Origin of the sequence: Allosediminivita pacifica (assembly GCF_003054175.1) — a bacterium.
Classification (GTDB): domain Bacteria; phylum Pseudomonadota; class Alphaproteobacteria; order Rhodobacterales; family Rhodobacteraceae; genus Allosediminivita; species Allosediminivita pacifica.
The window spans coordinates 12769-32734 of record NZ_QBKN01000025.1 but is presented as its reverse complement, the minus strand read 5'-3'; the positions used below and the strand labels follow the sequence as shown (position 1 = coordinate 32734).

Sequence of the window (19966 nt, the reverse complement as noted above, 5' to 3'; positions counted from 1 at the left end):
TCCACTGGCGCAACAGCCGGTGACCACGTCAAAGGGAGGAGACCAATGACACACCTGACCCGCCGGACCGCCATCGCGGCCGCTCTCGCCACCACCACCGCGCTGGCCGTGCCGGGCGCCGCACTTGCCCAGGACATGCCGACTCTGCGCCTGTCCTCGGTCGTGTCCGACAACGACATCCGCGCCGAAGCCTTCGCCAAGATCGCCGAGTCCGTTACGGATACCTTCGACATGCAGGTATTCAACGGGGCCACGCTCGTGGCGCAGGGCTCGGAAATGACCGCGATCCAGCGCGGCAACCTCGAGATGGGGCTGATCGCGCCGCAGACCATCGCAGAGCAGATCCCCGAATGGTCCATCGTGACTTCGGCCTATCTCTTCGATGATGCCGACCACCTGCAGGCGACCTTCGACAGCGACGTGGGCGGCGAGCTGATCTCGCTTGCCGAGGAAGCCGGCGTCCACGTTCTCGCGCCCGTCTACTTCGGTACCCGGCACGTCAACCTCGCCCCCGAGGCCGAGGTGATGACGCCCGAGGATCTCGACGGCATCACCATGCGCATGCCCGGCGGTGACGCCTGGCAGTTCCTTGGCGAGGCGATCGGCGCCAACCCGACCCCGCTGGCCTACGCCGAGGTCTACACCGCGCTTCAGACCGGGGCCATCGACGGGCAGGACAACCCGCTGCCCAACGACTACAACATGAAGTTCTACGAGGTGACGAGCCAGATCGTTCTGACAGGCCACCTGGTCGGCTTCGACGTGCTCGCCATCGGCGCCGAGCTCTGGGACAGCTTCACGCCCGAGCAGCAGGAGACGCTGCAGACGGCCGTGGACGAGGCCATCGCAGAATCGACGCAGCGGCACCTCGACCGCGAGGCCGAACTGGTCCAGTTCTTCAAGGACGAGGGCCTTGAGGTCTATGAGCCCGACCGCGACGCGTTCCGCGAGTTCGCCCAGCAGAAGTACCTCGAGTCCGAGTTCGCGGAAAGCTGGCCCGAGGGCATGGTCGACCGGATCAACGCCCTGACAGAGTGAACCTGACTTGAAACGCCCGGGCCTGCGCGCGTGCGCGGGCCCGGCTCCGGGATACTGCCATGACCACCGCTTCCCCTTTCGTCCGGCGACTGCGGGCCATCGCCGATGCCGTGCCGGCCATCTTGCTGGCGGCCATGTTCGTCTGCTTCATCATTCAGGTCTTCATGCGATACGTGATCGACAGCCCGGTGGGCTGGACCGTCGAGGTCTGCGTCATCGCCTGGCTCTGGATTCTGCTCTGGGGGCAGTCGGTCTCGGCCGAGGAAACCGACGAGATCCGTTTCGACATCGTCTATGGCAGCGTCCGGCCCGAAGTCCGGCGCTGGTTCAGGGTCGTCTTCTCTCTCCTGCTGGTGGGCATCTACCTCTGGTCGCTGCCTGCGCTCTGGGACTACGTCACCTTCATGAAGATCCAGGAGACCTCCTACCTGGATATCCCCTTCAGCTGGGTCTACTCGGCCGCTCTCGTCTTCTCGGCCGTATCGATCCTGCGCTACCTCTGGATCTTCTGGAACGCGGCCCGCAATCGCGATTCCGGACTGGGCACGGCTGATGACATCGGCCGGAAGGATTTCTCCGAATGAGCTGGGAATTCGGCGTCACCGTCGCCGTCACCGTCTTCACCGCCGTCATCGGCCTGCCCATCGGGCACGCCATGCTGGCTTCCTCTGTCTTCTACCTGCTGATGCAAGGGCAGGACATGTCCATCGCGTTCGAGCAGATGCTGACGGGGCTCTACGGGTCCTACGTCCTGCTGGCGATACCGCTCTTCATCTTTGCCGCCGACCTGATGAACGTGGGCTCGCTCTCGGACCGTCTGCTCGACTTCTGCCGGGCGCTCGTCGGGCGCTTCCGGGGCGGTATGGGGCACGTCAACGTGGTTTCGTCGCTGATCTTCTCGGGCATGTCCGGGTCGGCCATCGCCGACGCCGTGGGGATGGGACGGATCATCATCAACCTGATGACCAAGGACGGGCGATACCCCGGTTCCTACGCGGGCGCGATCACGGCGGCCTCGGCCATCATCGGGCCGATCATCCCGCCCTCGATTCCAATGGTACTCTACGCGCTCGTCTCGGACACCTCCATCGGCTTCCTCTTCCTCGGGGGCGTCGGGCCGGGTCTGGTGCTCGGCGTGATGATCATGGCCATGAACGCCTGGCAAGCTCGGATCCACGACTACCCGGTAGAAGACCCGGTGCCGGTGCGCGATCTGCCCCGCGTGACGCTGCGGGCCGTGCCCGCGCTGCTGATGCCGGTGATCCTGCTTGTGGGCATCTACGGTGGCGTGACCACGCCGACCGAAGCGGCGGCGCTGGCCGCGCTCTATGCCTTCCTCGTCTCGACGCTCCTCTACCGCTCGGTCTCGCTGCGGATGGCTTACGAGACCGTGCGCCAGAGCGCCAAGTCCACCGCTGCCGTCGGCTTCCTCATCGCGGGCGCGCTGGCCTTCAACTATGTCGTGACCATCGAGCAGGTGCCAAGTGTCATTCGTGACGCGCTGGGCGACACCGAGCTCAACCGCGTCACCTTCCTGCTCATCGTGAACGCGATCCTGCTCGGCCTGGGCTGTCTACTCGAGGCGAACGCGATCCTGCTGGTCATCGTGCCGATCTTCCTGCCAACCGCGGTGTCGCTGGGCATCGACCCGGTGCACTTCGGGGTGATCGTTGTGGTGAACACGATGATCGGGCTCGCCACGCCGCCCTACGGGCTGCTGCTCTTTGTGGTGACTTCGATCACGAAATCGCCCATCCGCGAGACGATCCGCCACCTGCTGCCGTTCCTCGCGATCATGATTGCCGGCCTTGCGATGATCACCTTCGTGCCCGAGATCGTCCTCTGGCTGCCACGCCTCTATGGCTACAATGGCTGAGCCCCCGGGCCGCCCGGAGACCTCCATGACCGACACCATCCTGATCATCAATGGCCCCAACCTCGACATGCTGGGCACGCGTCAGCCCGAGGTCTACGGGCACGATACGCTCGAGGACGTGGAGGCGCTGTGCTGCCGCACTGCCGAGGAGGTTGGCGTGGAGATCGACTTCCGCCAGAGCGACAGCGAGGCGGAGATCATGAAGTGGATCAAGCAGGGCCGCGGCACCACCGTAGGCCTGCTACTCAACCCGGCGGGCTTCACCTCGACGTCGGTCGCGATCCTCGACAGCCTGCTGATCTACGATCGCCCGATCATCGAGGTGCACATCTCGCCGCTCTTCAAGCGAGACGACTTCCGTCACCCGAGTCACGTCTCCCGCGCAGCCGCGGCGAAGATCGAGGGCTTCGGCATCCGTGGCTACGACTTCGCGCTGCGCAAACTCACGGAGTGGGCAGCGGAATGAACGAGCCGCTCTGAACAGATGTCCTGCCGGCACCATCCGAGTGGAAGCGACGCGACTACGTGACGGCTTTCCGAAGGTGATCGCTACAGGAGCGACATCCGAAGCACCGACACGGAGACGCCAAGGCAACGGCCGAGTGGTATCCCTTGGCGGACATGCAGCGCGCAGGGGCGGAGATGCCTCGTCATCTTCAGCCTCGTCGCATGCGTCAGTTGCCCCGACCGCCTCCATTGCCGCCATCGTTGCCTCTTATTTGATGTGGCGGCACGAAGGGCGGTGCCCGAGATGCGGATCCGCGATGGCGACGGATGCAAGTGCGCGTTCGGCCGAGCCGCGCGGGCGATCTTGTCGAAGTTCCACTCGCTCCACGCTGCTTCCTGATGCCCGACCGGGGGCCTCCGTATCGGGGTGACTTGACAGGGCCCATTGCTGGATGACCGGATGCCCCTACCACAAGGTCTCCATGAGGTCGGCAGTTCCTCTAACCTGCTTGCTTTGTCACATGCGCTTTCCATGTGGATCAACATTCTCTATGGTGAATGGCTAGGCAAAATCATGGGGCAGGTTCGATAGATGACATCCCGCACGACGAGCGGAGAGCGGTTCGAAAGTCTCGAGAAGGAAGCCACGGGGCAACACCGGCTCACCGGACACATTCCGGAGCCGGCGCCGGGTCCGGAAAAGTCGCTCGTGCCTGCCCTGCACAAGGGCATTCGGCTTCTGCGTTGCTTGAATAGCGCCAAGACGCCGCTGACGCTGGCCGAACTGGCGCAGCGCGTGGACATCAGCAAGAGCCATTGTCATGGCCTTCTCAAGACCCTCACCCACTTCGACTGGCTTCGGTTCGATCCGGCCACGCATACCTACGAACTGCATCACGGTATCAGCCGCGACCTGTCTTCCATGATGCGACAACAGCTCGGCCACACGTCCCTCCGGCCCTTCATGGAAGAGTTTACGGCCCTGACCGGGGTGTCGTGCGTGCTCTCCGAGCCTCTTGCCGATCATTCCTTCCTCGTCCTCGACCAGGTCAGTGCTTCCGACGATATCGAGATCTCATATCCTTCCGGGTACCGGCTACCCCCGGACGCGACCGCGCACATGCGTGCCTACCTCGGCTGGCAGCGCGAGTTCGAGATCGACTCGTGGTTCAGTATCGCGACGCTGAAGGCCTACACCGGCAAGACAGCCTCGGGCGCAAACGATGCCCGCATGGCGATCCGCGCCACACGCGAACGCGGCTACGCACGCAGCATGGGCGAGTTCACGGACGGCATCATGGCCATGGCCCTCCCGGTGTTCGGCCAGGACGGACGCGTGCGTTACATCTTCGACTGTGTCGGGCGGGTCGAAACCGTCGCTCCCCGGGAGGAGCATATCGCGGGGGTCTTGGTCGACTGCGTGACCCGCATCCACGATCTCTTCGGAAGCATCTTGCCCCCGGACTTCCCGAGGGCAAGATCCTCGCAGGATGCTACAGCATGACGTCGCCGCTGTTTGGGCCTAGGGTCTGACCGACGAAGACATCGCCGTGCGGTGAAGACGCCAGCAGGAGCGCTGCACCGGCGATTTCCTCGGGCTGAGCCGCCCGCCCGAGCGGCAGGGCGGCCTCCGTTCCGTCGAGCGTTTCGGCGCGCAGATCCCTGTTGAACGAGGTCAGGACCGGGCCCGGAGCCACCGAGTTGACCAGAATGCCGTGCGGGGCGGCTTCCCGCGCCAGCGCCTTGGTAAATCCGATGACCCCGGCCTTCGAAGCGGCATAGTGCGTGAAGCGCGGTGCGCCGCGCTGCCCGATCTGGCTCGAGACGGTGATGATGCGGCCCGAGCCCTGCCGCTTCATGATCGGAAACACCGCGCGGCAGGCAAGAAACACCGCGTCGAGATTGGCGCCCATGATCTCACGCCACTCGGCTAGCGACATGTCCTCTAACTCCCGCTCGGTGATCGCGCCGGAACAGGTCACAAGCACGTCGATGCCGCCAAGCGCGCCCTCGGCCTCATCCACCATCCTGGCCACGGCCTCTTCCCGGGTCACGTCCAGCGCGATGCCATGCACCTGGTCGGTGTGTCCTGCGCCGAGTTCGGCGATGACCGATTCCAACCGCGCCGCATCTCTGTCGACCAGGAACACTCGTGCGCCCGCGCTCGCGTAAAGTGCGGCGATGGCCTGGCCGATCCCGCCTGCCGCGCCGGTGATGACGGCGCGCTTGTTTTCGATCTGCATGGTATGAATCCTTCTAGGCGACCGGGACGGCCGCGTCGGTCAGTGCCTTCAGGCCCTCACGCAGCGAGAGGACCGCAGGCATTTCCGTGTCGCGGAGCAATGGCGCCGGGTCGAAGCCTTCCGGGAATTCCGGTGTCGCGACGGGTGGCTCGTGGCACAACTCGACGCGCGCACCGGTCAACTCCGAGATGATCGACGCGACCTCTTCGGCCCTGGGCCGGTCCGCCACGACATCGTAGCGGGGCCGCAGTTTGGTGACGTTGGCCAGGCGGGCGACAAGCTTGGCACAGCTGTCGATGTCGATGCAGGGCTCCATGAGGTGGGGCACGACCTTGATCCGTCGCGTCCTCACCGCCTGTTCGACCATCTGGTGCATGGGGTTCACCGACCGGCGGCCCACACCGTAGACCGAGCCGATCCGCAGGACTGTCGCCTCGTGACCTGTGCGGCGTGCCCAGAGGTGCGCCTGCAATTCGGCCACCCGCTTGGTCAGCCCGTAGATGCTGTCGGGTTCCGGCCCCGAGGGGCCTCCTGTCGCATAACCCGCGACCGAACCGGCCAGGATGACACGGCGCACGCTCCCGGCCGCGGCGGCTGCCTCAAGCAGGATCTGTGTCCCCTCGATGTTGACGCGCAGGACGGTTGTCGCGTCCTCCGAGAACTGCATGGGGCCCGAAACACCCCCCATGTGAAAGACGATGTCGGGGCTCACCCGCGCCACCGTGTCGGCAACCGCCGCTGCATCTCGCAGATCTACGGAGGCGCCCCAGGCATCGACAAGCCCCACGGCCCGCCATCCCAGATCCGGAAGCGTCCGCAACAGGGCGCTTCCGATAAAGCCATCATGGCCGGTCACCAAGGCGACCTGCCTTCCTTCGTTCCGTTCGTTCATGCGGTCGCTTCTTCACGGGTCGCCGCAACGAAGGAGGCGTGATGCGCATCGAACCACTCGGCTATGTCACGCCGGCGCGCGATCCAGACATCCCCGCTTTCGAGGCAATATTCAAGGAACCGGTGCAGCGCCGCCGTCCGGGCAGCCTGACCCATCCAGTGTGCATGGATGCCGATCGTCATCATCTTGGGCCGCGTCTCGCCCTCCATCCGGAGGTAGTCGATACCGTCCTTGCAATAGTCGAAGAAGTCCTGCGGCTTGGAGTAGCCTTGGCTGATGATGAAGCGGTGGTCGTTGTAGGTGCTGGAATAGGGCAGAACCAGATGATCGGTGCCGTTGACGTCGACGTAGAAGGGCAGGTCGTCCGCTGTGGAATCGCAGTCGTAGAGGAAGCCACCTTCTTGGACGAGCAGTTCACGCGTGTTCAGCGACCCGCTGTGGCGGGTCTGCCAGCCGATGGGGCGTTCGCCGCAGGTCTCGCGGATGATCTCGACGGCGGCGCGGATGCGGGCAAGTTCCTCGGTCCTAGACATGGTCCAGACCTCTTCCCAGCGGAACCCGTGAGACGACCCCTCGTGCCCTGCTTCCTGGATGTAGGCGCCGACCTCGGGGTTGCGGTAAAGCGCCAGCGCACAAGCGGAAAACGTGCATTTCACCCCGAGACTGTCCAGCATTCGCTGAATGCGCCACACACCGGCGCGCCCGCCGTATTCGGACACGGCCTCTGTCGCGAGGTCACGGTATTGGGGGGCGAGGTCATACGGAAATTCGAAGATCCGATCGTTTCGGCGGTCTCCGTTTGCCCAGGACCTTTCGGCGCCGGTCTCGTAGTTGACCACGAGGGCGACCGCGACCTTCTTGCCGTCCGGCCAGCTGACCTTGAGGCTGTTGCGACCGTAGCCGACGTAGTTGCGGCGTGGGCCAGGACCGACATGCTCGGGGGGAATGTAAGGGGTGTAGTCGAAAGTCATCTTGGATCTTCCTGAGGTGAGTTCAGCGTTCGCGCCATGCAAAAAGGCGGCGTTCGAGCGCGAGAAGGAGATAGTTGCTGGCCAGCCCGAGTACGCCGATGAGCGCTGCGGCGGCCATCATCGTGTCGATCTTGAACCAGACCCGTGAGAAGTTGATGAGGTAGCCGAGCCCCTCGTTCGCCGCGAGGAATTCGGCTCCGACGATCACGAACCAGGAGGTCGCCAGCGCCAGCCGGATCGACACCATGATCTGCGGCAGCACGGACTTGAAGGTGACGTGATAGGCCATCTGTCTCGGTGACATGCCCATGCTGCCCGCCGCGCGCTTCAGCACGGGGTCTACATCACGGATCGCCTCGAGCGTTGCGACGAAGATGATGAAGAATGCGCTGTAGGTGATGAAGATCGTCTTGGTCAGCTCGCCGATGCCGAACCAGACGATGAAGATCGGCAGAAGCGCGAGGCTCGGGACGGGACGGATGAACTCGATCACGGGATCGAATACGATCTCGGCCCACTTCCACGTCGCCACGAGATAGGCCATCGCCACCGCCATGGGAATGGCTAGGCCCATGCCTCGCAACACGCGCAGACACGAGGCCGACAGGTGGGTCCAGAGCGTGCCCTCGCGCCACAGCTCGATGGTGGCCCTGACGATGCCACCCGGTGAGGGAACCAGCGTTGCGTTGTAGAACTGCCAAAAGTCGTTGAGTATGGCCAGAGCTTGCCAAGCGGCGATCACCGTGATCAGGGTTACAGCCTTTGGTGGAACACGCAGCCCGCGGAGGCGGGGGCCGCGCGGCACGAGTGGCCGCTCGATGTCGGAAATATCGGAATTCGATGCCATTTCTGCCCTTCGGGTCATGCGGCCCTGTCGGCCGGGTCGGACGCTTCAGCGCGAGCGAGGCAGGCGCTGACCTCTCGCTCTGCTTCGACGAACTCCACGCTCATCCGGTCTCGGGGGCGCTTTAGGGATATGCGCAGGTCGGCGACGATGCGGCCCTTGTCCCGGCCCATGACAACTACGCGATCGGCCAGCGTGACCGCTTCCTGCACGCTATGCGTCACGAAGACGACGGTGCGGCGGCTTCCCTGCCAGATGGCGAGCAGTTCGTCCTGAAGGCGGTTGCGGGTCTGCTCGTCCAGGGCGCCGAAGGGCTCGTCCATGAGAAGGACGTCGGGATCGATTGCCAGCGTCCGTGCGATGGCTGCCCGCTGCTTCATGCCGCCCGAAAGCTCGCGCGGAAACTTGTCGCGATGATCCCACAGGCTCACGGCGCGCAGCATGCGTTCGGTCTGCTCGGCCTGTTCGGATGAGGAGAGCCGCTTGATCCGAAGGCCCAGCCGCACGTTCTGCTCCACCGTGTACCAAGGGAAAAGCGCGTATTGCTGGAAGACCATTCCACGCTCGGCCGCAGGGCCCGTGACGGGCGTCCCCGCCACCGTGATGCCGCCCGCGCTCGACTTTTCGTGGCCGGCGACCAACCCGAGAAGTGTGGACTTACCGCAGCCGCTTGGCCCTAGGAGGCAGACGAACTCGTTCGCCGGGATTTCGAGGGAAATGTCCGAAAGCGCGGTGAAATCCGCGCTTTCGTTCCGCCCCGGGAAGGTCTTGGTCAGGCCCTGGATGGATATCTGTGCCGTCATGACCGCCTCAGATCTTCACTGAGCCAGGCGCTACCTCTGACAGGAGCGACGTATCGACGATGTCATCGAGCGGCACGAATTCATCGAGGAAACCGCGCTCGACGGCCCACTTGATGTAATCCGGGTAGCCTGTCGCAAGTCTCTGATCGAGGTCGGGACGATAGTCGTTCGCCTTCAGGATACCTTCGAGACCGTCGGTCGGAATGCCAAGACCGCGCGCGATGGGGTCAACGGCCGCTGCGGGATCGTTGATGATGATCTCGTTGGCGCGTATCATCGCACGCATCATTGCCTTGAGCGTGTTGGGGGCTTCTTCGAGGAAATCCCCCGAGGTCGTCAGCCCGGTCGCCAGGTAAAGCCAGTTCACGTCTTTGGGGGTTTGGGCATCCTCGACGTAGGACTGGCTGCCGGTGAAGTAGAGCCGTCCACCGCTGCGTGCGGCATTTGCGACATAGGGCTCCCAGCAGGCCATGACATCGATGTCGCCCTGCATCAGCGCAATTGCCTGTTCGGGCGGTTCCATGTTGATGAACCGGAGCGACGAGAAGTCGACGCCGTGGTCCTTGCACATGTTCTCGATCGCCAGTTCCACCGAGGCGCCCGCGTACATGCCCACCCGCTTGCCGGCGAGATCGACGGGAGTTTCGATGCCCGAGTTGTTCCCGATGACCACGCCTTGCGTATTCGAGATGTCCGAGAGCTTCATGATCCAGCGGAAGTCCAGACCGCGCAGGCGCAGCGAAGCAACCTGTTCCATGGCCGAGAACAGCACCTTGACCCGGCCGCTTGCCGCCAAGCTGGGCAGGTCGGGGCCGTTCACCGTGTAGTTCGGGGTGACCTCGAGTCCCTCGTCGGCAAAAAAGCCGTTCTCCAGCGCAAGTGCGAGCTGGCCGGAGTGTTGCGGGTCCCGGACGCTGATGACCTCCACGGATCCGACCTCGAGAGGTCCGGTCTGGGCGAGGGACAGGCCGGGGAAGGCCGTGGCGGCACCGGCCGCGGCAAAGCCTCCCAGCACGGCGCGGCGGTTCAAGTGATGATTGTTCATCTGTAAAACTCCCTGTTCTTTATAACGATCACCGTTCACTCAGTAGAACGGTGTGCTCAACCCAGAACGCTTCGTGCGGACGCAGCGTCGGGGTGGCAGCTCGGTTTTGCGCGTTTCGTGTGCGTTCAGTCAGTGGCTTGCTTAATGAGCATGCGATGCTCGGCTGGCGGCTGCCCGCCGTTTCGGAATGTCGCCAGGATGCAGCAGGAATCTCGGGGGCAAACGGTTAAGCAGGCTTCACATTCGGCAGCGCCATTCTCGGAAGCCCCGAAAAACACGTCCAGATACTGAAGGAGTATCTCGATGGTGCTGATCCGCGTCACCTGGTGGGGCAAAGGAAAGATCGACCCGCCACCATCCCCGCGAAGCGGACAGCGCCAAGCTGCTGGGCACGAGGAATCCCGACTAGCCGCATTGAGACCGGTACCGGCGCTAGCGAGGGCCGCTGCTTTCCGATCACGCCGCGTGCTTGCCCCCAGGACTCACCAACAGGGCCCGACATGAATGCCGATCACCTAGCTTCAATCGTGGATCTATTTGCTCCTGCGCAAAGTCCCGAGATCCGGTTTGGCTATCCTCTTCTCAACAGCAACGTGATCCCGAAGGAGACAGGACGTGCTTACGAGAAGAGCTGCATTGATCGGGGCCGCTGGCGCAGCCGCGGCGCCTTTCCTCGCCATCAATGCCAAAGCCGAGGAGATCATGGACACCTCGATAGCGGAATCTGTCGATCTGTCTAACCTTCAGCGTGTCAAACGCAGGCTGGTCCGTCCACCGATGGTGCATGAGCATGAACAGAGCGCCCCGGCAGAACCGCGGATCGTCGAGTTCGAGATGCAGATCGTCGAGAAGGAGGTCGAAGTCGATAGCGGCGCCTACCTTCAGGCGATGACCTTCAACGGTTCGATCCCCGGCCCGATGATGGTGGTGCACCAAGGCGACTACGTCGAGTTGACGCTCTACAACTCGCCAGAAAACCTGATGCAGCACAACATCGACTTCCACGCCGCGACGGGCGCGTTGGGTGGCGGGTCGCTCACGCTGGTCAACCCGGGCGAGAAGACCACGCTCCGCTTCAAGGCGACGCGGGCTGGTACCTTCGTTTACCACTGCGCCCCGGGCGGCCCGATGATCCCCTGGCACGTCGTCAGCGGCATGTCGGGCGCGATCATGGTCCTGCCCCGCGACGGGCTGAAGGACGAAAAGGGCAACCCGGTCAGCTATGACCGCGTGTACTACATCGGCGAGAACGACTTCTATGTCCCGAAGGATGAAAACGGGGACTACAAGCGCTTCTCGGACGTGGGTGAAAGCTATCCCGACACGCTCGAGGTGATGAATGGGCTGATCCCGAGCCATGTGGTCTTCAATGGCAAGGTCGGGTCGCTTACCGGGGACAGAGCGCTGCATGCCAATCAGGGCGAGAAGGTCCTGTTCGTCCACAGCCAGGCCAACCGCGACAGCCGCCCGCACCTGATCGGCGGGCACGGCGACCTCGTGTGGGAGACGGGCAAGTTCGCCAACCCGCCCGAGCGTGACCTGGAAACCTGGTTCATCCGCGGCGGGTCCGCCGGAGCGGCGCTCTACGAGTTCCGGCAGCCGGGTGTCTACGCCTACGTGAACCACAATCTGATCGAAGCCGTGAACCTTGGCGCGACGGCTCACGTGGTGGTCGAAGGCGAGTGGAACAACGACCTGATGGAGCAGGTGCAGGCGCCGACCGAGTACAATGCCGCCTACGAGGGCAAGTCAGCCCTGCCATAGGGCCTGCGCCGTTCCGAGGCACACTTCTGGAGGCGGCCGGCATGCACCGGCCGCCTCTTTTTGCTTTGAATGGAGGATGTCATGCGAGCGCTTGCCCTTTTCGCCACTGTCTCGGCCATCGGTGTTCTGGCGGTCGTCGGCACGTTGTCACGCAAAGAGACGCCGCCGCCCTTTGCCGAGCCGCAGACAGTGGCCGTCCCTGCCGGTGAGGTCGAATGGCGGCCGCTCGGCAATTTCTCGTTCGAGGGCAAGGCCCGGACCCCGCGCCTCGAGACAGTCAATGTGGACGGGTTCGAGATCATGAAGCACCAGGTGAGCCGGGACCAGTACGCGGTCTGCGTTGTCGAGGGAGCCTGCGCGGAGGTGTCCGCAAGGGGCGGGGCCTTGCCGCAGACCCAGGTGAACTGGAGGGATGCGACGGACTTTGCCGATTGGTACTCCGAGAAAACCGGAGACCGGTGGCGCCTGCCGTCAGAGACGGAGTGGCAGCTTGCCGCTGCAGAACGCTACGGTGACGTGGCCGCGACCCCCGAGGCGCGCGATCCCGGGCGCCGGATGCTGGAAAGCTACCAGAACGGTGCCTTGCTGCGCGGCTCCGCCAGCCTTTCGGTTCGGCCCGCCGGCGCGTTCGGCGAGAACTCTCTGGGGATTGCCGACATGGGCGGAAACATCTGGGAATGGACTGATGGCTGCATGGAAAACGGCCAGATTTCCCGCGATGGCAGCGTGACCGTGACGGACAGCTACTGCGGCGTCCGTATCGCGGGCGGGCGTCACCGCGCGGCGATCATCGACTTCGTGCGCGATGCAAGCGTCGGCGGCTGCGCCGTCGGTCTGCCGCCGGACCACCTGGGGTTCCGTCTGGTACGTGAGGCGCCACGCGTGTGGCCCCTGTTCTGAGCTGTCAGCAAGGACGCCCGGCGGCGGACCGCCGGGCGTTCAGCCATGTCAGCATGTTTGCTTGCCGGCGCCTCACGATGCCTGACTGTAGCGCGCCCCTTCCGGCACGTGTGCATCGAAATGCTTGGCAACGATGCGCGTCAGTGCCCGTCCCTCGGGCCGGATCGTCAGCGTTTCGCCGGTGACCTCGACCATGTCGCCGAAGCGGTCACGCAGCAGGGCGATCTCGGGGCGCAGGCGGTCTGCTGCGTCTCCGTGGTCGGCCCGCAGGTCTTCGAGGTCCAGCCGGAACTCGCACATGATCATCTCGATCGCGCGGGCGCGCAGCAGATCGTCCTCGGTCATCACGTGGCCGCGTGCGCCCGCCAGCTGGCCGGCCTCGATCCGCTCGACATAGGCGGGCGTGGCGGCGGCGTTCTGGATGTAGCCGGTTGGCAGCCGCGAAATCGACGAGGCCCCGAGACCGATGAGCGTGGCGCAGCTGTCATCCACGTAGCCCTGGAAATTGCGGCGCAGGCGCCCTGTCCGCGCCGCGATCGCCAGTCCGTCACCCGGTTTGGCGAAGTGGTCGATGCCGATGCTTTCCAGCCCCGCCTCGCGAAAGCGGCGCGACGCCAGTTCGGACAGCATGTAACGCTCCATTTCCTTCGGCAGCGCCTCTTCGTCGATGAGTGTCTGGCGCTTCGACATCCACGGCACATGGGCGTAGCCGAAAAGTGCGATGCGGTCGGGGCCGAGATCGAGCACCTTCGAGACGGTGTCATCCAGCCGTGTGGCATCCTGATGCGGCAGTCCGTAGACAAGATCCGCATTCAGCGAACGTATGCCTGCCGCGCGCAGATCGTCGACACAGGCGCGTGTGATGTCGAAGGGTTGCAACCGTCCGATGGCCTTTTGAACCAGCGGATCGAAATCCTGGATGCCGATGCTTGCGCGGTTCATGCTTTCGGCCGCCAGGGCTGCGATCTTCTCGCGGTCCACCATGGTCGGGTCGATCTCGACCGAGAACTCCCAGTCTTCGGTGGGCGGGATCACCGCCTTCACCGCTTGCGCCAGCCGGTGGATCATGGCCGGTGGCAGGATCGTCGGCGTACCGCCGCCCCAGTGCATCCGGCCCATGCGCAGCCCTTCGGGCAATGTCTCGGCCATCAGGGCAAGCTCCTGCTCAAGCGTGCCCAGGTAGCTTTCCACCGGGCTGAGCGTCTTGGTGCCCTGGGTCCGACAGGCACAGAACCAGCATAGCCGCTCGCAGAACGGGATGTGGATGTAGACCGACACGGGCTCTGCCGGGTCCAGCGCGGCGAGGGCTTTGGTCTGCTGCGCGGCGCCGACCTCGGGCGAGAAGACGGGCGCGGTGGGATAGGAGGTGTAGCGGGGCACCCGGGCCTCGAAGAGGCCGAGGGATCTGAGGCGGTCGATCTGTTTCATGTGCACGGTATGCAGCTTTCCGGCGCCTCGCTCTTTGCGCCGGATCAATATCAGACCGGGAAGGGTGAGACGCCGATGACCAAGGTGTGAAGGTGCAGCAGAGCGAGCCACAGGAAAAGTCCTACGGCCGCGCGAAAGGCCATCCTGCGTCCGTTCGCCCGCAGCCAGTCACCGCGCAGCAAAGGCGCGGGGGACAGGATCGCGGTCCGGGCAAAGAAGGCCTCGGCTTCATTCGGTTCGAGCGACCGTCGCGCCCGCGCGTCGAAGGCCGGAATCGCCACAAGCGCCATGCCGAGGAAGCTGCCAAAGAGGATCACCGTGGCGAGCGCGCCGTTCGGTATCAGATGCGCCCCGGCCCAGAGGGCGAGGGCAAGGAAGAGCGGATGGCGAGAAACGGCTGCAAAGCCGGGTTTCGCAGGATCGAAGGCGGCGCCACGCCGGGCGCCCAGCGTAAAGGGCTGGCGCAGGCCGATGCCGCAGGTCGCGAGGACCATGGCGATCGGCATTGCGATGTTCGGCACCCAGCGGGTCCAGGGAAGCTGTGGCCAGAGCGCGACATAGGGCGCGCGGATCGCGGCAGAAACGACCCAGATAAGCAACACGATGGACAACAGTCCGTAGAGGCTGAAGTAGACCCTTCGCCCCAAAGCGCCGATCAACCGCTCACGCAGACCGCCCAGCCGTGGCAGGAAGTGGCTTGCCACGAAGAGCGCCAGCGCCAGTGCGTATTCACTCCAACCAGTCATCTGTCCTCCGCCTGTTCCATCAGCCGCACGATGTGGCCGGCGAAGGCATAGGTAGCAGGTGCGCCGACGACCAGCCCCCCGGCGGCAGCCTGCCAAGGCGAGAGCGCCGGCCAGCCCAGCCACGTCCCGATCAGCGAGGCGAAGAACAGGTTCAGGCCCATGGCGCCCGCGCCGAAAGGGTAGAGCCCGGCAAGAAGGCGGGGTGAGGGTTTGCGCGCGGGTCTCATCGCCGGCTGACCAGCCATTGCACCGCCCCGAGCGAGACGATTAGCGCGATCGAGCCGATCAGGAACCAGAATTCCGCCGCTTCGGTCTGGGGTTGGGGTATGGGGCGGTCGAAGGTCTCGGCGAGGGCTGCGCCCGGCAGGGTGAGTGCGAGGGCAAGGCTGGTGATGCGTTTCATGTCAGCTCTCCATGGTCAGGGTCTGGTAGATTTCGGGCAGGGCGCGAGGCAGGCGCGCCGGGTCGGGCAGAAGGGTGAAACCGGCTCGCCCGAAGATGCGCGCGAACCAGTCCTGCCCGTCGGCGTCCACGATCACGCCGTGCACGGCCTGTCCCAGCGCGCGGGCCTCGCGAACGGCCATGCGGCTGTCCTCGATGCCGTGCTGGCCCTCATAGTGGTCGAGATCGTTGGGTTTGCCGTCCGTCAGGACCAGCAGCAGGCGGCGGCTCGCACCTTCTTCGGCCAGTTGGGCCGAGGCGTGCCGGATCGCCGCGCCGAGACGGGTGTAATGGCCCGGGCTCAGTCCGCCGATCCGGGCCGTGACGGCGTGGCTCATCGGTTCTTGAAACGTCTTGGCGCGGTGCAGGAACACGCGGTCCCGGCGCAGAGACGAAAAGCCCCAGATCCCCAGACGATCGCCGGCGGTGTCGATGCCCTCTGCCAGCGAGGACAGCGCTTCCCGGGCGACCTCGATCACCGAAGTGTCGCCGATTGCCGCTTCGGTCGAGCGGGAGCAATCCATGAGGATCGCCACGGAAAGGTCGCGCGCCATCGGGCGGCTGGCCTGCCAGACGCGGTCCGAACCTTCCCGCCCGCAGGATATGTCCGTGCGCGATGTGACGACGGCATCGAGGTCGAGGTCATCGCCGTCGATTTGCCGGGGCAGGATGACCCGGCGGGGATGCAGCGGCGCGAACTGCCGCTTGACCCGGGCGACCAGCTTGGGGTCGGGGGCGTACTGCTGGCGCGGTTTCGCCTCGACCTCGAGCACGCGGGTATGGCCGGGCATGTAGTCACCCGTACGCCGGTTCCACTCGGGGTAGGTGAACTTGCCCGCCAGCCGTTCGTGCTCGGCGTCCTGCGGTGAGAGATCGAGCGACAGCCGCAGCCGCGTGGCCGCCCGCTTGAGGTTCTGGCTCAGGGTCAGGTGGTCCTGGTCCTCGGCCGCCTTGGCGGCGTTGTCCTGGTCGTCGTCGTCCACCATGCGGTTGATGTTGAGGCTTTCCGCCCAGGACATGATGGATTCGAAGCGGTGGATGATGAAGCTGTCGTTGCGGTCGGCCTGGTCCCGCGCCTCGCGACGGGCGTCCTTGCGGGTCGGTACGGCCATGGCGGCGCCGGGGGCCTGCGGTTCCTCCGCCGCGCCCTTCGCGGCCTTCGTGGCATGGCGCAGGCGCAGCCAGAGCGGCACCGGCGCGTAGGAGCGATAGCCGCGTGGGGCAGGGCAGTCGAGGCATTCCTCCGCATCCGAGGCGCCTGTAAGCTGGTCGAGGATCAGGCGCTCCACGCCCGCCTCGCAACGCGGCAGGCCGCTGCGATGCCTGTGCCGGACAAGATGCCGGCACAGGCTGTCATGGGCGCGGCGCAGTCCGGGGCAGGCCGAATACGCCCGGTCCGAGGCCGCGGCCAGCGCCGCGATCTCGGTTCGGTCGGCGGCGAGTGGGTCGGAACGGGGTGCGGGGATCTCCACGAAGCAGGCAAGTGCCCCCAGCCAAAGGTAGCAGGCCCGGTTGAGGTCACGCGTGGGAAAGAGGTCGATCACCGGCGGCAGGCGAAGGCGGTCGCCATCGAAATCCGCGATGTGTGCCCGGTCGCGCGGGGTGCCGATCCGGCGCAAGCGGTCCGTCCGGTGGTCCGAGGTGACAAGTGGCGCAGGGACGATCTCCACCCCCGCCGCACCGCCGAGCGCCCGGAACAGCGTGGCGACGGAGCGGCGGATCTCCTCGAAGGTCACCGCACGCGCGGCATCGCCTTCCGCTGCACCCCAGCGGGACGCCATGTCGTGCCAGAGGTTGCCGACGGTTTCCTCGGGCTCCATCAGGTCGAGAACGTGGAGCATGGTCTTCACCCGTAGATCACGGCGGCGAGGTCGCGCAGCGCCTGCTTCGTGTCGGGCTCGTCGCTGAGCGGTTCGATGATCGCGGCCTCCAGCGCGCGGTCGACCGCCATGCCGTTCGCGATCATCGTCGCGGCGTAGATCAAAAGGCGAGTCGAGACGCCTTCCTCGAGGTCCATGCCCGAAAGCTGCCTGATCTTGCCCGCCAGACGCACAAGCGCACCCGCACGTGCTTCATCCAGGCCGCTTTCGCGCGCCACCACCGGCATTTCCACCTCGGGAGCGGGGAAGTCGAATCCGATTGAGACAAAGCGCTGTCTGGTAGAGGGCTTCAGCTTCTTCAGAATGTTCTGGTAGCCGGGGTTGTAGCTTGCGACGAGCATGAAGTCGGCGGGTGCGCGAAGCTCTTCGCCCGTCCGGTCAATCACCAGCCGGCGTCGGTCGTCGGTCAGCGGGTGCAGCACCACGGTCACGTCCTTGCGCGCCTCCACCACCTCGTCGAGGTAGCAGATCCCGCCCTCGCGCACCGCCCGCGTGAGCGGACCGTCGACCCAGACCGTTTCTCCGCCTTTCAGCAGGTAGCGGCCGATCAGGTCGGCGGCGCTCAGGTCGTCGTGGCAGGCCACGGTATGGAGAGGCCGCTCCAGTCGCGCGGCCATGTGCTCCACGAGCCGCGTCTTTCCGCAGCCGGTGGGCCCCTTCAGAAGAAGGGGCAGACCGTTGGCATGGGCCGTTTCGAACACCGCACATTCATCGGACTGTGCGTGGTAGAAGGGCAGGTCGGGGGTGTTAAGGTCTTTCATGGTTCACTCTCCCGGGACGGTCGCGGGACCGGGTTTCACGATCTCGGGGCGCACCACGAGCATGGAGTAGATGAAGAGCAGCGCGCCAAGGACCACGGCCACGCCGGAGCCGAAGCGCATCAGGTAGAACAGGCCCAGTTGGTCCTGGACGTCCATGTAGTAGTCGCCCACGATGCGCTGCATGTGCGTCTGGATCGTGCCGGCAAAGGTCAGCGTGAAGGTCATGAAGGCCATGCCACCGGTCATCAGCCAGAACGAGGCCATGTTCAGCACCTGGTTGTAGGGCGCGCGGTTGCGCAGGATCGGCATCGCGTAGGCGAACATCGCGAGGTTCAGGGCGACATAGGCGCCGTAGAAGGCGAGGTGTCCGTGCGCGGCGGTGATCTGCGTGCCGTGGGTGTAGAAGTTCACACCGTGCAGCGTGTGCAGGAAGCCCCAGACGCCCGCGCCGAAGAAGGCGACGGTCGACGATCCGAGTGACCACAGAAGCGCGGCCTTGTTCGGATGGTTCTTGCGGCCCTTCCAGACCATGACGAAGGCAAAGGACATCATGGCGAAGAATGGCACCACCTCGAAGACCGAGAAGATCGATCCGACCCACTGCCAGTATCCCGGCGTGCCGATCCAGAAGAAGTGGTGCCCGGTGCCGAGGATGCCCGAGAAGAGCGCGGTGGCCACGATGATGTAGAGCCATTTCTCGATCACCTCGCGGTCGACGCCTGTGAGCTTGAGCATCAGGAAGCCGAGGATCGCCGCCATGACGAGTTCCCAGGTGGCCTCGACCCACAGGTGCACCACGAACCACCAGTACATCTTGTCGAGCGACAGGTTGTCGGGATTGATGAAGGCGAAGATCCACAGCAGGCAGAGCAGCCAGAGCCCCATCAGGAGGATGTTGGTGATCGCCGTCTTGCGGCCAGCAAGGAAGGTCAGCGAGACGTTGACGAGAAAGATCACCGCCGCGACGAGAATCCCGAATTTGACCCAGAGCGGCTGTTCAAGGAACTCGCGCCCGCCGTGGATGCCCACGAGGTAGGAGCCCACGGCCCCCAGCGTCCCGATCACGAGGATGGCAAGCTGAAGATACGCCAGCTTGACCGAGAAGATCTCGCGCTCGCTCTCCTCCGGTACGAGGTAATAGGCGGCGCCGAAGAAGCCCAGCAGCAGCCAGACGATCAGCGCGTTCGTGTGGATCATGCGCACGATGTTGAAGGGCAGCACCTCGGACAGCGTGTTCGGCGAGACGTAGATCCAGCCGAGCAGCAGCCCGCCCAGAACCTGGATTCCGAAGAGTGCCATCGCCGCCAGGAAATAGGCGTAGGCGACCTTTTGCGATTGGTATTTCATGATTTGTCTCCTCTCCCTCGATCAGCCGGCGTCGTTCGGCGGCCAGTTCTGGGTGTCGGTCTGATCGGCCCAGCGAAGGAATTCGGCGAGCGCGCGCATTTCCTCTTCGGTGATCTCGAAATGCGGCATCTGGCGTCGGCCCTCGATGCCGGAGGGCTGCGCCTTCATCCAGCCGTCGAGGATTTCATAGGCCAGCTCGGGGTCGTCCTGAGCGCCCCAACGGGTCATCACGTTGCCAAGCTCGGGGGCGAAATAGGCGCCCTCCCCGTGCAGCGTGTGGCAGTTGATGCAGGAGTGTCGCTCCCAGACGTGCTTGCCCAGCCTCACCTCGTCGGTGAGCGGCAGGCCTGCCGTGGAAGTCTCGACGATATAGCGATGGCTCTGTGCGGTCAGGACCACGAACACGACGACGAAGAAGATGGATCCCCCGTAGAACACGTTCCTGGCCCGCGACTTGGTAAGAAATTCTGACATTGCGCGGTTCCGGCGAGTTATTTCCGATACCCGCTGTCTACCGGGGCGTTTCGCGCCGCTTTTTGC

Annotated in this window: 21 protein-coding genes; 7 read left to right on the top strand and 14 right to left on the bottom strand. The window is 64.8% G+C overall.

Annotated elements, in window-relative coordinates:
• The first annotated feature begins 45 nt into the window (after positions 1-45).
• The 5 genes from dctP (at position 46) to C8N44_RS17365 (ending at position 4865) form a co-directional block, all read left to right on the top strand.
• Complete coding sequence (gene dctP, locus C8N44_RS17385; protein WP_107978054.1) at positions 46-1038, top strand: TRAP transporter substrate-binding protein DctP; 993 nt, start codon at positions 46-48, stop codon at positions 1036-1038.
• Between the two features lie 59 nt (positions 1039-1097).
• Positions 1098-1622 carry a TRAP transporter small permease gene (locus C8N44_RS17380; RefSeq protein WP_107978053.1) on the top strand — a complete coding sequence of 175 codons (525 nt, stop codon included), beginning with the start codon at positions 1098-1100 and terminating at the stop codon, positions 1620-1622.
• Positions 1619-2914, top strand: a complete 1296-nt coding sequence (locus tag C8N44_RS17375) for a TRAP transporter large permease (protein ID WP_107978052.1) — start codon at positions 1619-1621, stop codon at positions 2912-2914. The genes C8N44_RS17380 and C8N44_RS17375 overlap by 4 nt, the downstream gene beginning before the upstream one ends.
• A gap of 25 nt (positions 2915-2939) precedes the next feature.
• Positions 2940-3380, top strand: coding sequence for a type II 3-dehydroquinate dehydratase (locus tag C8N44_RS17370; protein ID WP_107978051.1), 441 nt, complete (start codon positions 2940-2942; stop codon positions 3378-3380).
• Between the two features lie 573 nt (positions 3381-3953).
• Positions 3954-4865: an IclR family transcriptional regulator gene (locus tag C8N44_RS17365; protein WP_107978050.1), complete on the top strand. Its 912-nt coding sequence runs from the start codon at positions 3954-3956 to the stop codon at positions 4863-4865.
• Here the strand turns inward: C8N44_RS17365 and C8N44_RS17360 are convergent.
• Genes C8N44_RS17360 through C8N44_RS17335 form a run of 6 tightly spaced genes read right to left on the bottom strand, consistent with a single transcriptional unit; the run spans position 4855 to position 10159 of the window.
• On the bottom strand, positions 4855-5604 hold the full coding sequence (locus tag C8N44_RS17360) for an SDR family NAD(P)-dependent oxidoreductase (RefSeq protein ID WP_107978049.1): 750 nt from the start codon (positions 5602-5604) through the stop codon (positions 4855-4857). The two genes, C8N44_RS17365 and C8N44_RS17360, sit on opposite strands and share 11 nt — an antisense overlap.
• A 13-nt stretch (positions 5605-5617) precedes the next feature.
• Entirely contained in the window at positions 5618-6496 is an 879-nt protein-coding gene (locus C8N44_RS17355) for an NAD-dependent epimerase/dehydratase family protein (protein ID WP_107978048.1), read from the bottom strand.
• Positions 6493-7467, bottom strand: a complete 975-nt coding sequence (locus C8N44_RS17350) for a polysaccharide deacetylase family protein (RefSeq protein ID WP_107978047.1) — start codon at positions 7465-7467, stop codon at positions 6493-6495. The genes C8N44_RS17355 and C8N44_RS17350 overlap by 4 nt, the downstream gene beginning before the upstream one ends.
• Positions 7468-7489: 22 nt before the next feature.
• Positions 7490-8314 carry an ABC transporter permease gene (locus C8N44_RS17345; RefSeq protein ID WP_158274079.1) on the bottom strand — a complete coding sequence of 275 codons (825 nt, stop codon included), beginning with the start codon at positions 8312-8314 and terminating at the stop codon, positions 7490-7492.
• A gap of 14 nt (positions 8315-8328) precedes the next feature.
• Positions 8329-9114, bottom strand: a complete 786-nt coding sequence (locus tag C8N44_RS17340) for an ABC transporter ATP-binding protein (protein WP_107978045.1) — start codon at positions 9112-9114, stop codon at positions 8329-8331.
• 7 nt (positions 9115-9121) lie between these two features.
• A complete protein-coding gene (locus tag C8N44_RS17335) occupies positions 9122-10159 on the bottom strand; it encodes an ABC transporter substrate-binding protein (protein ID WP_107978044.1) in 1038 nt (345 codons plus the stop codon).
• Between the two features lie 615 nt (positions 10160-10774).
• On the opposite strand from C8N44_RS17335, the gene nirK reads away from it, so the two are divergent.
• Complete coding sequence (nirK, locus tag C8N44_RS17330; RefSeq protein ID WP_107978043.1) at positions 10775-11923, top strand: copper-containing nitrite reductase; 1149 nt, start codon at positions 10775-10777, stop codon at positions 11921-11923.
• An 81-nt stretch (positions 11924-12004) separates the two neighbouring features.
• Positions 12005-12823: an SUMF1/EgtB/PvdO family nonheme iron enzyme gene (locus C8N44_RS17325; RefSeq protein ID WP_244641020.1), complete on the top strand. Its 819-nt coding sequence runs from the start codon at positions 12005-12007 to the stop codon at positions 12821-12823.
• A gap of 72 nt (positions 12824-12895) precedes the next feature.
• Here C8N44_RS17325 and hemN read toward each other — a convergent pair whose 3' ends face one another.
• From hemN to C8N44_RS17285, 8 genes are read right to left on the bottom strand one after another with little or no spacing between them, the layout of a single operon-like run.
• Positions 12896-14251: an oxygen-independent coproporphyrinogen III oxidase gene (gene hemN, locus C8N44_RS17320; protein WP_107978041.1), complete on the bottom strand. Its 1356-nt coding sequence runs from the start codon at positions 14249-14251 to the stop codon at positions 12896-12898.
• Between the two features lie 50 nt (positions 14252-14301).
• Positions 14302-14997, bottom strand: a complete 696-nt coding sequence (locus tag C8N44_RS17315) for an NnrU family protein (protein WP_107978040.1) — start codon at positions 14995-14997, stop codon at positions 14302-14304.
• A complete protein-coding gene (locus C8N44_RS17310; protein WP_308421214.1) occupies positions 14994-15242 on the bottom strand; it encodes an NnrT protein in 249 nt (82 codons plus the stop codon). Before C8N44_RS17310 ends, C8N44_RS17315 begins: the two co-directional genes overlap by 4 nt.
• Positions 15221-15400, bottom strand: a complete 180-nt coding sequence (locus C8N44_RS17305; protein ID WP_107978038.1) for a hypothetical protein — start codon at positions 15398-15400, stop codon at positions 15221-15223. The genes C8N44_RS17310 and C8N44_RS17305 overlap by 22 nt, the downstream gene beginning before the upstream one ends.
• 1 nt (position 15401) lies before the next feature.
• Positions 15402-17279: a nitric oxide reductase activation protein NorD gene (locus tag C8N44_RS17300; protein WP_107978092.1), complete on the bottom strand. Its 1878-nt coding sequence runs from the start codon at positions 17277-17279 to the stop codon at positions 15402-15404.
• 5 nt (positions 17280-17284) lie between these two features.
• Complete coding sequence (locus C8N44_RS17295) at positions 17285-18079, bottom strand: CbbQ/NirQ/NorQ/GpvN family protein (protein ID WP_107978037.1); 795 nt, start codon at positions 18077-18079, stop codon at positions 17285-17287.
• Between the two features lie 3 nt (positions 18080-18082).
• Positions 18083-19426, bottom strand: coding sequence for a cbb3-type cytochrome c oxidase subunit I (locus C8N44_RS17290; protein ID WP_107978036.1), 1344 nt, complete (start codon positions 19424-19426; stop codon positions 18083-18085).
• Between the two features lie 21 nt (positions 19427-19447).
• Positions 19448-19900 (bottom strand): c-type cytochrome, encoded by a 453-nt coding sequence (locus C8N44_RS17285; RefSeq protein WP_107978035.1) that lies wholly within the window; start codon positions 19898-19900, stop codon positions 19448-19450.
• Positions 19901-19966: the final 66 nt, after the last annotated feature.